Source organism: Prauserella salsuginis (assembly GCF_024648885.1).
Taxonomy (GTDB): domain Bacteria; phylum Actinomycetota; class Actinomycetes; order Mycobacteriales; family Pseudonocardiaceae; genus Prauserella; species Prauserella salsuginis.
Window position 1 is genome coordinate 348,028 of the sequence record NZ_JANBBF010000011.1, and the last position, 15,156, is coordinate 363,183.

Below are 15,156 nucleotides of genomic sequence, written 5' to 3' on the forward strand. Positions count from 1 at the left end.
TCAGAACGTGGGTGAGACCTGCTTCATCGTCTCGTCGGCCAGGTCCGAGATGCGTTGCAATGGGCCGGTCCCCGTTCCCTCCGGCACGGTGAGCGCCAGGAAGACGGGCCGGTCGACGACGTACCAGGTGGCACTCGGGCCGGCCTCGTCCGGCACGTGCAGCCACTGCACCTCGTTGATCTGCCGCAGTGTGGACGTGCGCTTCAGTTCCGGCGGCCGGTCCAGGCCGCAGCGCAGCACCACCGGACTGTCCTGGCCCCAGGCCGCGGTCGCGGGTGGTGCGGGCTCGGCGAGCTCGCGTCGCTGCAACTGTTCGCCCGACGACGTCAGCCGGTCAGGAACGGCCTCCAGCATGCGCCGGCACGCGTCGCTGTCGGACTCCGGTGCGGGAATCGACACGAGCGGCAGCGGACCGGCCGGGCCGGTGGCGTCCGCATCGGCCTGCGCACCACCGGCCGGGTCGGTCCCGGTGTCCCGGCCGAACAGGCCGATGGCACCGACACCCGCCGCCAGTGCCACGGCGAGCCCGGCCGCTGCGATGATCAGCTTCCGCGGCGGCGCCCCCGTGTCGGTGGCAGCGGTATCGGCGGCGGACGCGGATGCCTCCGGCGCGGTCCCTGCCGCGCCGGACGAGCCGGTCGTGTGCACGGGGTCGGGCGTATCCGCCTGATTCGCAGTGCCCGCCGAACCGGCCGCGTCCGTCGTGTCGGCCCCGTCTACCGAACCGGCCGCGTCCGCCGAGTCGGCAGAGCCGTTCGTGTCTGCCGAGCCGTTCGTGTCCGTCGTGGCTGCCGGATCGGCGGTCTCGCCGGATCGGCTGTCCGGGTCGGGCGTGTCGGAGCTGTCGGTCATGCGGTCGTATCGGTCCTCGGCGTCGGTCGGTCCCGGCAGGCCCTGCGGCGATTCCCGCCGCGGGCGGAGCCCGTCACTGCGGCAGGTGCACCACCGGGCAGGTCAGGGTGCGGGTGATGCCGTCGACGTTCTGCACGTTGGCGACGACGAGCTGGCCGAGATCGTCGACGTTGTCGGCCTCCGCGCGGACGATGACGTCGTACGGGCCGGTGACGTCCTCGGAGCTGGCCACTCCGGGCAGTTCGGCGATCGCGGCGGCCACCGACGCGGCCTTGCCGACCTCGGTCTGGATGAGGATGTATGCGTGCACCACGGCGCGTCCCTTCGTCCGTTTCGGCCCCCGTGGGCCCAAGATAGGTAACGTCGCTGCAACGTACCGCAGGTGGGGCACCGGAGGTGTTGTGTGGAGGGCAGGGACAGCGGCAGAGACCCGGGCGGCCGAGCGGGTGACGGTGCCGGTGGCACGGTCGCCGACGTCGGCGAGTTCGGGCTGATCCGCGACGTCACCGGCAGGCAGCAGCTGCCGGCGGGCACCGTCATCGGGCCCGGCGACGACGCGGCCGTGGTGGCTGCACCGGACGGGCGTGTGGTGATCAGCACGGACGTTCTCGTGCAGGGGGTGCACTTCCGCCTCGACTGGTCCAGTCCCGAGCAGGTCGGTCACAAGGCGGCTGCGGTGAACCTGGCCGACATCGCCGCGATGGGGGCGACGCCGACGTCACTGGTGGTCGGCTTCGGTTGTCCCGCCGACACCGACGCCGCCGTCGCGACCGGCATCTCCGACGGCTTGACCGCGGAGGCCGCGCGGGTGGGCGCGGGCATCGTGGGCGGCGACGTCGTGCGCGCCGACCAGCTGGTGGTCAGTGTCACCGCGCTCGGTGACCTCGGCGGGCGCGCTCCGGTGACGCGTTCGGGGGCGCGGCCGGGACACATCGTCGCGGTGTGCGGCAGGCTGGGATGGGCGGCCGCCGGTCTCGCCGTACTGGGCCGCGGATTCCGGTCGCCGGTCGGAGTGGTCAACGCACAGCGTGCGCCGGAACCGCCCTACACCGCGGGTCCCGCGGCCGCCGACGCGGGCGCCACGGCGATGATCGACGTCTCCGACGGGCTCCTCGCCGATCTCGGGCATCTCGCCGAGGAATCCGACGTCGGCATCGACATCGCCTCCGAGTCGCTCGAGGTGGACCGCAAGCTCGTCGATGTGGCGAACGCGCTCGGGGCGGATCCGATGCGGTGGGTGCTCACCGGTGGGGAGGATCACGCACTCGTGGCGACGTTCCCGTCGTTCGTCGACCTTCCCCAGGGCTGGCGGCAGATCGGCACGGTGCTGATGCCCGACACCGGCGTCACCGTCGACGGCAAGCCCTACGACGGCGATATCGGCTGGGAACACTGGCGCTGAATCGGGTTACATGGACGGCGTGGACATTCATGTGCTCGCCTTCGACCACCCCGACTCGACCAAACTGATCGACCTCGTGCAGCAGGAGTACGTCAGCCGCTACGGCGACCCCGACGTCACACCCGTCGACCCGGCGGAGTTCGCGCCGCCGCAGGGGATCTTCCTCGTCGGCTACCGCGACGAGGTGCCGGTCGCCTGCGGCGGCTGGCGCGCCCACGCCACCGACGACGGTTCGCTGCGCGCGGGCGACGCCGAGATCAAGCGCATGTTCGTCGTCGACGGTGAGCGAGGCCGTGGTCACGCCCGCGTGATGCTCGCCGCGCTCGAGCGCACCGCCGCCGAGCACGGCTGCGGCCGCATCGTCCTCGAAACCGGGCACAAACAGCCCGAGGCCATCGCGTTGTACCGTTCGTCGGGCTATCACGAGATCGAGAAGTTCGGCGTGTACGCCCAGGACGAGCTCAGCGTCTGCATGGCCAAGGAACTGGAGTAACGCGGATGGCGATCTACGCGCTCGGCGACCTCGAACCGGACATCCATCCCGACGCGTGGGTGCATCCGGACGCGACCCTGATCGGCGACGTGCGCATCGGTGCCGAGGCGTCGATCTGGCCGCAGACCGTGCTGCGCGCCGACAACGACCGCATCGAGGTCGGCGTGCGCTCCAACATCCAGGACGGGTGCATCGTCCACGTCGCCAAGGGGCAGCCGACGATCCTCGGGCCGGGGTCGGCGATCGGGCACAACGTCCACGTCGAAGGCGCGACGATCGGCACGGGTTGTCTGCTCGCGTCCGGCTCCGTGGTCCTCAACGGCACGGTCGTCGAGGACGGTGGCGTGGTCGGCGCGGGCGCAGTGGTGTCGTACCGCGGGCATGTGCCGTCCGGGCACATCGCGCTCGGTGTGCCCGCCAAGACGCGGGAGAACACGTCACTGGGCGCCGACGCGATCGCGCGCATCGTCGACGGTTACGTCGAGCGCGCGAAGCGGTATCGGGCGGAGCTACGCAGGCTCGACTGACTGTCAGGGCGGACTCACCGGCGCGCTAGAGTCCGGGCCGTGACTTCCACGGGTACTTCCGGACATGGGCTGGCCGATGTCGTCGAAACGGGCTGGGCCGAGGCCCTCGAACCGGTGGCGGACACGATCGCCGCGATGGGGGAGTTCCTGCGCGCCGAGATCGCCGCGGGACGGACCTACCTGCCCGCGGGCGAACACATCCTGCGGGCGTTCCAACAGCCGCTGGCCGACGTGCGCGTGCTGATCGTCGGCCAGGACCCGTATCCGACGCCGGGGCACCCGATCGGCCTGTGCTTCGCCGTGGCCCCGGACGTGCGGCCGCTGCCGAAGAGTCTCGTCAACATCTACAAGGAGTACTGCGAGGATCTCGGGCATCCGATGCCGTCCAACGGCGACCTGACGCCGTGGACCCGGCAGGGCGTGCTGCTGCTGAACAGGTCGCTCACGGTGCAGCCCGGCAAGCCGAACTCGCACCAGGGCAAAGGCTGGGAGCAGGTGACCGAGCAGGCCATCCGCGCGCTCGCCGCCCGCGACCAGCCGCTCGTGGCGATCTTGTGGGGCAGCAACGCGCGCAAGCTCAAGCCGATCATCGGGGCCGAGCGGTGCGTCGAGTCCGTACATCCCAGCCCGCTGTCGGCCCACAACGGCTTCTTCGGCTCGCGCCCGTTCAGCCGCGCCAACGAACTGCTCCAGGCTCAGGGTGGCGAGCCGGTCGACTGGCGCCTCCCGTAACGATTCCCGCCGCGTGTCCTGCGCCCGCCCGTCGCCCCACCACCGCCCCAACGCCGCGCTGTCGCGCGACTGCGTCCCCGCGCGTGTTCTGCACTCAGCACCGCGTGTCCTGCGTTCGGCACCGCGTGTTCTGCGTTCGGCACCGTGTGTTCTGCGTTCGCGGCTGTCGTGTTGTGTGTTGTGGGGCCCGAGTTGTGAGTCGAGGGGCGTGTGTTGCGCCCGCGCGTGTCCCTACCGCCGCCCCGCGGGTGAGCCGCTGAGCCCGTCGGGGCCGTGGGTGCATCGGTGGGCCCGGGTGCGCGTCCTCGGGCCCCGGGATCAGTCGGTGCCTGCGGCGCGACGCCGGTGGGCGGCGACCTTGTGCCGGTTGAGACAGGTCGTCGAGCAGAACCGGCGGCGGCCCGCGGGAGAGGCGTCGGCGTAGACGTCGACGCAGTTCGCGCCCCGGCAGGTGCCGAGCCGGTCCGGCCCATGCCGCAGAAGCCACGCCAACACGGTGGTGGCGAGCGCGGCGGACAGCGTGTCGGTGGGGTGGTCCACGGTCCAGCGCAGCCCGTCGACCGCGGCCACGGGCGTCGGCCGCAGGTCGCGCAACCGGTCGTTGAGGCGTTCGCGGGCGGAGGTGCCGGCGGCGAACACCGGGTGGATCGCGTTGGCCGCGGCCACGAGGCCGTCGACGTCGGGCAGAGGTCCGGTCCAGGTCAGCAGCTCCGCGGCGTCGGGGTAGGCGGTGTGCTGCTCGCCCGCGGCGTCGCGGGCCGCGTCGGCGTACTCGTTCACGAACTCGACCACGTCGTGCATGTCGAGCACAGGCACATCCGGCATCCTGCAACACTAACTCGTTGCGGCGCTTTATATGGTTACACGATCTGTGTAACCATATAAAGCATGTTTTCGGGTTACATCGACGTCGGTGTGCTGCCCGCGTTCCTGGGTGCGGTCGTGGTGCTGATGGTCGTGCCCGGGCCCGACATGGCGTTCATGGTCGCCACCGGTCTGCGCGACGGGCGGCGTGCGGCAGCGCGGGCGGCGTTCGGCATCACCGCGGGCGTGAGTGTGTACGTCGTGCTGACGGCGCTCGGTCTCGGCGCGCTCCTGGCTGCGATGCCGCAGGTCGGCGACGTGATCCAGCTGTGTGGAGCTGTGTATCTCGGTTATCTGGCGTGGACGACGTGGCGTTCGGCGGGCGGCCCGGTCGCGGTCGACGAGCCGCCGCAACCGCGGGCGTTCCGGCGCGGATTCCTGGTGAACCTGTCGAACCCCAAGATCCTGCTGTTCTTCACCGCGTTCCTGCCACAGTTCCTGGGCGAGGCCGGGGGCGACCCGACGCTGCAGCTGCTCCTGCTCGGCGTGCTCCTGCAGGTGATCGGCCTGGCTGTCGACCTCGTCACGGGGCAGCTCGCTGGCGCGGTCCGGGATCGGGTCCTGGGCAGTCCGCGCGTGCGTACTGCGTTCGAGCGGCTCGCCGCAACCGTCTACGGATCGTTGGCCGCCGCGCTGGTCGTCGACTCGCTCCGCTGACGGGCCGCGGTGCCACGAGCGCCGGCGACCCACGAGTGCCGGCGACGAGGTGTCGACTGTCGCGGCACGAGTGGAGGGTGCGCGAAGAGGCAGCCGTGCGGCGGCGCGTCGGTGGGGGTGGGTGACGCGCCGGCGCAGGGCTCGCGGTGCCGAGTGCAGGGCTCGCGGTGTTGAGCGCAGAACACGCGGTGCTGAGTGCAGGACACGCGGTGTTGAGTGCAGAACACGCGCGAAGTGGGTTGCGCACAGCACGAAGCCCCGAGGATCGATCGATCCCCGGGGCTTCGAGAGCTTCGGATTCTGAGGCGTCAGCCCCGAACGACCTTGCCGGCCTTCAGGCAGGAAGTGCACACGTTCATACGCTTCTTCTGGGAAAGCCCGAGCTTTGCGTGCACGGTCTGGATGTTCGGGTTCCACCGGCGGTTGGTCTTCCGGTGAGAGTGCGAGACCGACTTGCCGAAGCCCGGCCCCTTGCCACAGACGTCGCACACGGCAGCCACGTCGAACACTCCTCGAGAAAGTAGGTAAACACAATCCGCCCGGGAATGCCGGGCATCTCGAACAGGGTAGCCGGTGCGGTCTCCGCCGCTCCATCCGGGTCGATACGCTCGCGTCGAACCCACCTTTTCCCTGCAGGAGGACAAGCGGTGCACTCCCTGGACGCGGCAGCCGTGCGCGCGTGGGCGGGCGCCTGCGTACGGAGCCTCGAGGAGCTGCGCGCCGACATCAACGGCATCAACGTCTACCCGGTCGCCGATTCCGACACCGGTTCCAACCTGCTGCACACCGTCACGGCCGCCCGCGCCGCGCTGGAAGGACGCCCCGAGGTCGCGCATGCGGGCGAGGCGCTGCGCGCACTGGCCGAAGGGGCCGTCGCGTCGGCGCGCGGCAACTCCGGGGTGATCCTGTCACAGGTCCTGCGCGGGTTCGCCGAGTCAGCGGGCGACGCCGCGGTCCTGGACGGCCGGGGCCTCGCCGCCGCCCTGCAGCACGCCGATGCGCGCGCCACCGGCGCGGTCGCCCGGCCCGTGGCGGGGACGATGCTCAGCGTGCTGCACGCCGTCGGTATCGCGGTGGCCGGACCCGACGACGGCAACCCCGACGACGGCGGCAATCCCGACGACGGCGGCAACCTCACCGCCGGCGGCGCCGCAGGAGACGCCGCCCGCCCGCACGCCGCCTACGGCTACGGCACCCACCCGCACGACGCCCACTCTCACGCCGTCCAAACCCACGCCCACGCCGTCGCGGCGGATGGCGCCGGCACGCTCGAGGACGTGGCCCGCACCGCCGCGTGGACCGCGGCCGAGGCGCTGGCGGAAACCCCGCGCCAGCTCGCCGCCCTGGCGGCCGCGGGCGTGGTCGACGCGGGAGGCCGCGGGTTGGTGGCCGTGCTGGACGCGCTCGCCGCGGTCGTCGCGGGCGAGACGGCCGTCGCGCCGGATCGTCCGGTGGCCGCCACGGCGGCGCTGCCCGCGCCGCAGGCGTGGGAGGTGATGTACCTGCTCTCCGACCTCGACCCCGCCGCCGAGGACGCCGCGCTCGCCGCCCTGCGCCGGGATCTGGCCGAACTGGGCGACAGCGTCACGGTCGCAGGCGACGGAGCGGGCAACCACGCCGTGCACGTCCACTGCGACGACATCGGGGCGGCGCTCGAGGCCGGGCTGCGGCACGGCAGACCGCACCGGGTGCGGGTCGAACCACTCATGACGCCGGCACCGCCGGAGAGCACGGCCGCCGACCGTGCCGTCGTCGCCGTGCTCCGCGGGGACGGGGTGGCCGAGCTGGTCGGCGCGGAAGGCGTGCCGGTGCTGGCGGTCGCCGCGGGAGCGGAGCCGACGACGGAGGAGTTGCTCGGCCTCATCGGGGAGACGGCCGCGGAACACGTGACGGTCGTGCCCGGCGGGGTGGACCTCACGGCGGTCGCCGAACGCGCGGCGAGTCATCCCGTGCTGGCCGAGCGTGAGGTCGTCGTCGTGCCGTGCGCCTCGCCGACGCAGGCGCTGGCGGCGCTGGCGGTGCACGATCCGGAACGCAGGGCCGGTGCCGACGTCGTCGCGATGGCCGAGGCCGCCGCTGCCACCCGGCGCGGCGACATCGTGATCGCGGGCGAGGACGCGCTCACGTGGGTCGGCCAGGTGCGTGCCGGTGACGTGCTCGGGCTCGTCGACGGCGAGGTCGTGCGTATCGGCGAGTCGGGCGACGTGACCGAGGCGGCCGTCGAGGTGCTGGAGCGGATGCTGGCGGTCGGTGGGGAACTGGTCACGGTCCTGACCGGCGCCGGCTCGCCGCCCGATGTCGAGGACGTGCTGTCGGAGCATCTGCGCGTCGGCCATCCGGAGGTCGAACTGGTGTGCTACTACGGTGGGCAGTCCGATGCGGTGCTGTTGATGGGCGTCGAATGAACCGGCGCAGCATGAAGCGGCGCCGTGTGAACCGGGCCAGTGTGAACCGGGCAGCGGCACGGACGTGCGAGGACAGGGCGACGCGGGCAGGCGAGTGACATGACGACGATGGCCGACAGGCTTTCCGGTGTGCTGGGTGCCAAGACGGCGAAGGCGCTCGCCGCGTCGCTGGACCTGCACACGGTCGCCGATCTGCTGCGGCACTACCCGCGCCGGTACGCGCGCCGCGGCGAGCTCACCGACATCGTAGGTCTCGAACTCGGCGAGTACGCCACGGTGCTGGCGCGGATCGAATCGACCAAGCGGCGCCCGATGAAGAACCGCAGGGGACAGATCCTCGAGGTCGTGCTCACCGACGGCAGCCGCCGCATGTCGTGTGCCTTCTTCGGTCAGGAATGGCGGGAGAAGGAGCTGCGACCCGGCAGGAGCGGTCTGTTCGCGGGCAAGGTGTCGGCGTTCCGCAGCAACCTGCAGCTGTCCAATCCGGAATACGAACTGTTCGACGATGACGACGACAGCTCGTCCACGGTGGACAGCTTCGTCAAGCAGATCATCCCCGTGTACCCGGCGGCGGCGGGCATCACGTCGTGGGCGGTCTCGCGGGCGGTGCGGCAGGTGCTCGACACGCTCGATCCGGTCGACGATCCGCTGCCCGAGGTGTTGTGCGCCGAGCACGGCCTCACCGACCTCGACACGGCGCTGCGCCGGATCCACCGCCCGGAGAGTCAGGAGGAACTCGATTCCGCGCGAGAGCGCCTCAAATGGGACGAGGCGCTGTCGATCCAGTTGATCTTCGCCCAGCGCAGACAGTCCGAGGTGAGCGATCCGGCGCCGGCCTGCCCGAGGATCGACGACGGTATCGCGGCGGCGTTCGACGAGCGGTTGCCGTTCGAACTCACCGAGGGGCAACGCGAGGTCGGGGAGGCGGTCGCGGCCGACCTGGCGACGGCGCATCCGATGAACCGGTTGCTGCAGGGCGAGGTCGGCAGTGGCAAGACGATCGTGGCGCTGCGGGCGATGTTGCAGGTCATCGACGCGGGCAGGCAGGCGGCGATGCTGGCGCCGACGGAGGTCCTGGCCGCCCAGCACGCGCGGTCGTTGCGGGAGCTACTCGGCGATCTCGGCAAGGCGGGCGAGCTCGGTGCGGCCGATCCCGCGACGAAGGTGACGCTGCTGACCGGATCGATGAGCGCGAAGGAACGCAAACACGCGCTGCTCGAGGCGGCCTCGGGCGAGGCGGGCATCGTCGTCGGCACACACGCGCTGATCCAGGACCACGTGACGTTCGCCGATCTGGCGCTGGCCGTCGTCGACGAACAGCACCGCTTCGGTGTCGAACAACGGGACGCGCTGCGCACGCGCGGTGCGGATGGCACCAGTCCGCACGTGCTGGTCATGACGGCGACGCCGATCCCGCGGACCGTGGCGATGACGGTCTACGGCGATCTGGAGACCTCGGCGCTGCGTCAGCTGCCGTCGGGCCGGTCACCGATCGCCACGACCGTCGTGCCGGTCGCGGAGAAGCCGTCGTGGCTGGACCGGGCGTGGCAGCGGATCACCGAGGAGGTCGGCAAGGGCAGGCAGGCGTACGTCGTGTGCCCGCGGATCGGTGACGAACCGCCGGGTGACACGGGTGACCGCCGCCCGCCGATCGCCGTGCTCGATCTCGTGCCGATGCTCGAACAGGGTCCACTGCACGGCCTGCGGATCGGCGTGCTGCACGGCAGGCAGCCGACGGAGGACAAGGACGCGGTGATGCGCGCGTTCGCCGCCGGGGAGGTCGACGTCCTCGTCGCCACGACGGTCGTCGAGGTCGGCGTGAACGTGCCCAACGCGACCGTCATGGCGATCATGGACGCGGAGCGGTTCGGCGTGAGTCAGCTGCACCAGCTACGCGGACGCGTCGGCCGTGGCTCGGAGCCGGGACTGTGCCTGCTCGTGACGGAGATGCCGGACGGCACGAGCACGCGGCAGCGGCTGGCCGCGGTGGAGTCGACGACCGACGGGTTCGAGCTGTCGAAGCTGGATCTGGAGCTGCGCAGGGAGGGCGACATCCTCGGTGCGGCGCAGTCGGGCACGAAGTCGGCGCTCAAACTGCTGTCGCTGCTGGACGACGAGGACGTGATCGCGCGGGCACGCACCGTCGCGCAGCAGGTCGTGGGTGCCGATCCGGAACTGGCGGGCAGTCCCGGTCTCGCGCGGATGGTCGCCGAGGTCATCGATTCCGAGCGGGCCGAGTACCTGGAGAAGTCCTAGCCTCACCCCGGTGCCCGGTGCCCGGTGCCCGGTGCCCGGTGCCCGGTGCCCGGTGCCCGGTGCCCGGTGCCCGGTGCCCGGTGCCCGGTGCCCTGAAGCGCACCTTTGGGGCACCGGGCACCCCGAAGTGCCCTTCGGGGAACCCTGCGTTTGCCTTTGGGGCACCCTGTGTTCCCGATCCGTGGGAAGGAGCTCCCACGAGACGGGAGGTAGCGGGTAACGTGCCCCGCGACCGATCCGAGGGACGGAAGGACCGGGAATGTTCCGCAAAGTGCTCGTCGCCAACCGGGGCGAGATCGCCATCCGCGCGTTCCGCGCTGCCTATGAACTGGGTGCGGGAACCGTGGCCGTGTTTCCGCGCGAGGACCGCAACTCGCTGCACCGACTGAAGGCCGACGAGGCCTACGAGATCGGCGAACCGGGACATCCGGTGCGGGCCTACCTGTCGGTGGACGAGGTCGTCCGCGCCGCGCAGCGCGCCGGCGCGGATGCCGTCTACCCGGGGTACGGCTTCTTGTCCGAGAACCCCGACCTCGCGCGCGCGTGCGAGGAAGCCGGCATCACGTTCGTCGGCCCGGACGCCGAGACCCTCGAACTGACCGGCAACAAGGCCCGCGCCGTCGCGGCCGCCCGCGAGGCCGGGGTGCCGGTGCTCGGCTCGTCGGCCCCGTCGGCCGACGTCGACGAGCTGGTCGCCGCCGCTGAGCAGCTGACGTTCCCGGTGTTCGTCAAGGCCGTCGCCGGCGGTGGCGGGCGCGGCATGCGGCGGGTCGAGGATCCGGCGCAGCTGCGGGAGGCCATCGAGGCTGCCTCCCGCGAGGCGGAATCGGCGTTCGGTGACGCGACGGTGTTCCTCGAACAGGCCGTCGTCGAGCCGCGGCACATCGAGGTGCAGGTCCTCGCCGACGGCCAGGGCAACGTCATCCACCTCTACGAGCGCGATTGTTCGGTGCAGCGCAGGCACCAGAAGGTCGTCGAGCTGGCGCCGGCGCCGAACCTCGACCCGGACCTGCGCGAGCGGATCTGCGCCGATGCCGTGAAGCTCGCCCGGCAGATGGGCTACCGCAACGCGGGCACCGTCGAGTTCCTTGTCGACCGCAGCGGCAACCACGTCTTCATCGAGATGAACCCGCGGATCCAGGTGGAGCACACGGTGACCGAGGAGGTCACCGACGTCGACCTGGTGCAGTCGCAGCTGCGCATCGCCTCGGGGGCGAGCCTGGCCGATCTCGGGCTGTCGCAGGAGGCGATCTACCTGCGCGGCGCGGCGATGCAGTGCCGGATCACCACCGAGGATCCGGCCAACGGGTTCCGTCCCGACACCGGCATGATCAGCGCCTACCGTTCGCCGGGTGGGTCCGGTATCCGCCTCGACGGCGGTACGGCTTTCTCCGGTACGGAGATCAGCGCGCATTTCGATTCGATGCTGGTCAAGCTGACCTGCCGCGGGCGGACGTTCGACACGGCGGTGGGCCGTGCCCGGCGCGCGCTCGCCGAGTTCCGCATCCGCGGTGTCGCGACGAACATCCCGTTCCTGCAGGCCGTGCTCGACGATCCGGATTTCCAGGCGGGACGGGTCACCACGGCGTTCATCGAGGAGCGGCCGCATCTGCTCACCGCGCGCCACTCGGCCGACCGCGGCACCCGGCTGCTGACCTATCTCGCCGACGTCACGGTCAACAAACCGCACGGCGAGCGGCCGCGGCTGGTCGACCCGGAGGAGAAGATCCCGGCGCTGCCGTCCGGTGCGCCGCCCGCGGGGTCAAAGCAGAAGCTCACCGAGCTCGGTCCCGAGGGTTTCGCGCAGTGGATGCGCACCTCCGGCACGGTCGGTGTCACCGACACGACGTTCCGTGACGCCCACCAGTCGCTGCTGGCCACGCGTGTGCGCACGAAGGACCTGACGGCCATCGCACCCGCCGTGGCCCACACGATGCCGCAGCTGCTGTCGGTGGAGTGTTGGGGCGGCGCGACCTACGACGTCGCGTTGCGGTTCCTGGCCGAGGACCCGTGGGAACGTCTCGCGCTGTTGCGGGAGGCGATGCCGAACGTGTGCCTGCAGATGTTGTTGCGGGGGCGCAACACCGTCGGCTACACGCCGTACCCCACCGAGGTCACCGACGCGTTCGTCGAGGAGGCCACGGAGACCGGCATCGACATCTTCCGCATCTTCGACGCGCTCAACGACGTATCGCAGATGCGGCCCGCGATCGACGCCGTGCGGGCGACCGGGAAGTCGGTGGCCGAGGTGGCGTTGTGCTACACCTCGGACCTGTCCGAGCCGGGCGAGAAACTGTACACACTGGACTACTACCTGCGACTGGCCGAACAGATCGTCGAGGCGGGCGCGCACGTCCTGGCGATCAAGGACATGGCGGGCCTGCTGCGTGCCCCCGCAGCCGAGAAGCTCGTCACGGCGCTGCGCCGGGAGTTCGACCTGCCGGTGCACATCCACACCCACGACACCGCGGGCGGTCAGCTCGCCACGTACCTGGCCGCGATCCGTGCGGGAGCCGACGCGGTGGACGGGGCGGTCGCGTCGATGGCGGGCACCACGTCGCAACCGTCGCTGTCGGCCATCGTCGCCGCGACCGATCACTCCGACCGGCCGACCGGGCTGGACCTGCGGGCGGTCGGCGATCTCGAGCCGTACTGGGAGACGGTGCGGAAGATCTACGCCCCGTTCGAGGCGGGGCTGGCCTCGCCGACCGGCCGGGTCTACGACCACGAGATCCCCGGCGGTCAGCTGTCCAACCTGCGCACGCAGGCGAAGGCGCTCGGACTGGGCGACCGGTTCGAAGAGGTCGAGGCGATGTACGCCGCGGCCGACCGGATGCTCGGTCACATCGTCAAGGTCACGCCCTCGTCCAAGGTGGTCGGTGACCTGGCGCTGCACCTCGTGGGTGCGGGCGTGGCACCGGCCGAGTTCGAGGCCGAGCCCGGCAAGTTCGACATCCCCGACTCCGTCGTCGGATTCCTGCGCGGCGAGCTCGGCGACCCGCCGGGCGGCTGGCCCGAGCCGTTCCGTACGAAGGCCCTTCAGGGGCGTGCCGAGGCCAAGCCCGAATCGACGTTGTCCGAAGAGGACCGGAAGGCGCTCGACACGGATCGGCGGGCCACGCTGAACCGGCTGCTGTTCGCCGGCCCCACCAAGGAGTTCGACGCCCACCGCGACGCGTACGGCGACACGAGTGTGCTGCCGAGCAAGGACTTCTTCTACGGCCTGCGGCCGGGGGAGGAGTACACGGTGGACCTCGAGCCGGGAGTGCGGCTGTTCATCGCACTCGAGGCGATCGGTGAGGCCGACCAACGCGGCATGCGCACCGTGATGTCCACACTGAACGGTCAGATGCGGCCGATCCCGGTGCGCGACCGGTCCGTGGCCACGGACGTGCCCGTGGCGGAGAAGGCCGACAGTCGCGATCCGAACCAGGTCGCGGCGCCGTTCGCGGGCGTCGTCACGCTGCAGGTCGGCGAGGGCGACTCGATCGAGGCGGGCGACACGGTGGCGACCATCGAGGCGATGAAGATGGAGGCCGCCATCACCGCTCCCACGGGCGGCACGGTGCGACGGCTCGCCATCACCACGGTGCAGCAGGTCGAGGGCGGCGACCTGCTGATCGTCCTGGAGTGACCGCCGGCCGGTGCGTCACCCGAGTGCGGCGAGGGTGTCGTCGAGCTCGGTGACGCACCGGTGGCGCCGGTCGCCCGCGGGCTGCAGCAGGCCGCGGGCGACCGTTGTCGAGGAGCCCGGTCGGTTCGGCCGGCGACGTACATCACGAACGCCCGGTCGCGGCGGCCGGGCGGCCGAGGTCACCCGCGTGCGGTGCGGCTGACGAGTACCGTGCCCCCGGTGAGGATTCAGGCGATACCGCAATGGCAGGGTGCTCTCTCCGACGACGCGGCACGGCGGCTCCCCGCGGGATGTCGCGCTCTCGCGGCGTTGGCAGGGGAGGTCCTCGGCGCCGAGGTTCGCGGGGTTCCCGTGGTTGCGGACGCCACGGCCACTGTGGATGGTGTCGGACACCGGAATGCGTTGGTACGCAACCGGGACGCCGTGTTGGCTGCATTGGGTCCCGGCGGGCCGGTGTTGACCGTGGGCGGGGACTGCGGCGTTGATCTGGTCCCGGTGGGATTCGCGCGTCACCGCTACGGTCCGGAGCTGACGGTCGCGTGGTTCGACGCGCACGCGGATTGCAACACGGCCGACACCACGCCGTCCGGGGCGTTCCACGGTATGGTGCTGAGTGCGCTGTGTGGTCGGATGGAGCGTCGTAGCGCGCCGCCCGGCCGGCACTCCGGTGCCGACGCCCCGGCCGCAGACGCCGTCGACCGGGACTTCGACGCCAGTCCTGCCGTCGAGCGTGGGCGTGCGGTGCTCGTCGGCACGCGGGTGTTCGATCCGGAGGAACGCCGCGCCGTGGCCGAGGGTCTCGTGCGGCACGTTCCGCCGCCGGCCGAACCGGCCGCGGTGCGCGACGCCGTGGCGGATGGGCCGGTATATCTCCATGTCGACCTGGACGTCCTCGACCCCGCCGCGTTCGACGGCACGCGGTACCGCGAACCGGGTGGGCTCACGGTCGACGGGCTCGTCGCGGCCATCGACGCCGCATCGCAGGGCCGAGTGGTCGGCGCCTCGCTGACCGAGTGCGCCACCACCGATCCGGTGTCGCTGCGGCGGCTCGTGCCCGTCCTCGAAGCGCTCGGCAGGGCCCTGGAACCCGGCCGCTGACACGGAAAGCGCGCGCCTGCCCGGAAGGAAGCCCCGCCCCGCCCCGGCGTGGCGTGGTGACCCCGGGGGGCGAGATGTGCGACCCGGGGCAGATGTGTGGCCCGGGCAGCTGGTCCCCGCGCCTGCCCGACCCACCGGTCGTACTGGGCTGCCCGGGTGAGTGCCGTGGTGCCTCCGCCAGTGCCGGTCTTCCGCCCCGCTGTTTCGTGTGGTGTGCTCGCTTCGTCCCTCCAATG

At 71.5% G+C, this 15,156-nt stretch carries 13 protein-coding genes; 9 read left to right on the forward strand and 4 right to left on the reverse strand.

Going from position 1 to position 15,156, the window contains the following annotated elements; genetic code table 11:
• Complete coding sequence (locus LY40_RS16485; RefSeq protein ID WP_258937489.1) at window positions 1-540, reverse strand: DUF3515 domain-containing protein; 540 nt, start codon at window positions 538-540, stop codon at window positions 1-3.
• 385 nt (window positions 541-925) lie between these two features.
• A complete protein-coding gene (locus LY40_RS16490; protein WP_183778557.1) occupies window positions 926-1,165 on the reverse strand; it encodes an Lrp/AsnC ligand binding domain-containing protein in 240 nt (79 codons plus the stop codon).
• Window positions 1,166-1,255: 90 nt separating this feature from the next.
• Between LY40_RS16490 and LY40_RS16495 the strand changes: the two genes are divergently transcribed.
• Genes LY40_RS16495 through LY40_RS16510 form a run of 4 tightly spaced genes read left to right on the forward strand, consistent with a single transcriptional unit; the run spans window position 1,256 to window position 4,006 of the window.
• Window positions 1,256-2,254: a thiamine-phosphate kinase gene (locus LY40_RS16495; protein ID WP_183778555.1), complete on the forward strand. Its 999-nt coding sequence runs from the start codon at window positions 1,256-1,258 to the stop codon at window positions 2,252-2,254.
• 10 nt (window positions 2,255-2,264) lie between these two features.
• Complete coding sequence (locus tag LY40_RS16500) at window positions 2,265-2,747, forward strand: GNAT family N-acetyltransferase (protein ID WP_221212609.1); 483 nt, start codon at window positions 2,265-2,267, stop codon at window positions 2,745-2,747.
• Window positions 2,748-2,752: 5 nt separating this feature from the next.
• A complete protein-coding gene (locus tag LY40_RS16505) occupies window positions 2,753-3,274 on the forward strand; it encodes a gamma carbonic anhydrase family protein (protein ID WP_183778551.1) in 522 nt (173 codons plus the stop codon).
• Between the two features lie 39 nt (window positions 3,275-3,313).
• Window positions 3,314-4,006 (forward strand): uracil-DNA glycosylase, encoded by a 693-nt coding sequence (locus LY40_RS16510; protein WP_372497690.1) that lies wholly within the window; start codon window positions 3,314-3,316, stop codon window positions 4,004-4,006.
• 318 nt (window positions 4,007-4,324) lie between these two features.
• Here LY40_RS16510 and LY40_RS16515 read toward each other — a convergent pair whose 3' ends face one another.
• Window positions 4,325-4,831, reverse strand: a complete 507-nt coding sequence (locus LY40_RS16515; protein WP_183778549.1) for a CGNR zinc finger domain-containing protein — start codon at window positions 4,829-4,831, stop codon at window positions 4,325-4,327.
• Window positions 4,832-4,894: 63 nt separating this feature from the next.
• Between LY40_RS16515 and LY40_RS16520 the strand changes: the two genes are divergently transcribed.
• Window positions 4,895-5,527, forward strand: coding sequence for a LysE family translocator (locus LY40_RS16520; RefSeq protein ID WP_258937381.1), 633 nt, complete (start codon window positions 4,895-4,897; stop codon window positions 5,525-5,527).
• A gap of 308 nt (window positions 5,528-5,835) precedes the next feature.
• On the opposite strand, the gene rpmB is transcribed toward LY40_RS16520, so the two are convergent.
• A complete protein-coding gene (gene rpmB, locus LY40_RS16525) occupies window positions 5,836-6,027 on the reverse strand; it encodes a 50S ribosomal protein L28 (RefSeq protein WP_075846683.1) in 192 nt (63 codons plus the stop codon).
• A gap of 147 nt (window positions 6,028-6,174) precedes the next feature.
• Here rpmB and LY40_RS16530 point away from each other — a divergent pair, with 147 nt between their 5' ends.
• The 4 genes from LY40_RS16530 to LY40_RS16545 all read left to right on the forward strand — a co-directional run bounded on the left by LY40_RS16530 (window position 6,175) and on the right by LY40_RS16545 (window position 14,920).
• A complete protein-coding gene (locus LY40_RS16530; protein WP_258937382.1) occupies window positions 6,175-7,932 on the forward strand; it encodes a DAK2 domain-containing protein in 1,758 nt (585 codons plus the stop codon).
• Between the two features lie 99 nt (window positions 7,933-8,031).
• Window positions 8,032-10,188 (forward strand): ATP-dependent DNA helicase RecG, encoded by a 2,157-nt coding sequence (gene recG, locus LY40_RS16535; protein WP_258937383.1) that lies wholly within the window; start codon window positions 8,032-8,034, stop codon window positions 10,186-10,188.
• A gap of 259 nt (window positions 10,189-10,447) precedes the next feature.
• A complete protein-coding gene (locus LY40_RS16540) occupies window positions 10,448-13,822 on the forward strand; it encodes a pyruvate carboxylase (RefSeq protein WP_258937384.1) in 3,375 nt (1,124 codons plus the stop codon).
• A gap of 219 nt (window positions 13,823-14,041) precedes the next feature.
• Window positions 14,042-14,920, forward strand: a complete 879-nt coding sequence (locus LY40_RS16545) for an arginase family protein (RefSeq protein WP_258937385.1) — start codon at window positions 14,042-14,044, stop codon at window positions 14,918-14,920.
• The last annotated feature ends 236 nt before the right edge of the window (window positions 14,921-15,156 follow it).

Coding starts and splice junctions, on each gene's coding strand:
- LY40_RS16500 (WP_221212609.1), top strand. CDS start 2,265: ATGGACGGCGTGGACATTCATGTGCTCGCCTTCGACCACCCCGACTCG.
- LY40_RS16505 (WP_183778551.1), top strand. CDS start 2,753: ATGGCGATCTACGCGCTCGGCGACCTCGAACCGGACATCCATCCCGAC.
- LY40_RS16515 (WP_183778549.1), bottom strand. CDS start 4,831: ATGCCGGATGTGCCTGTGCTCGACATGCACGACGTGGTCGAGTTCGTG.
- LY40_RS16520 (WP_258937381.1), top strand. CDS start 4,895: ATGTTTTCGGGTTACATCGACGTCGGTGTGCTGCCCGCGTTCCTGGGT.
- recG (WP_258937383.1), top strand. CDS start 8,032: ATGACGACGATGGCCGACAGGCTTTCCGGTGTGCTGGGTGCCAAGACG.
- LY40_RS16540 (WP_258937384.1), top strand. CDS start 10,448: ATGTTCCGCAAAGTGCTCGTCGCCAACCGGGGCGAGATCGCCATCCGC.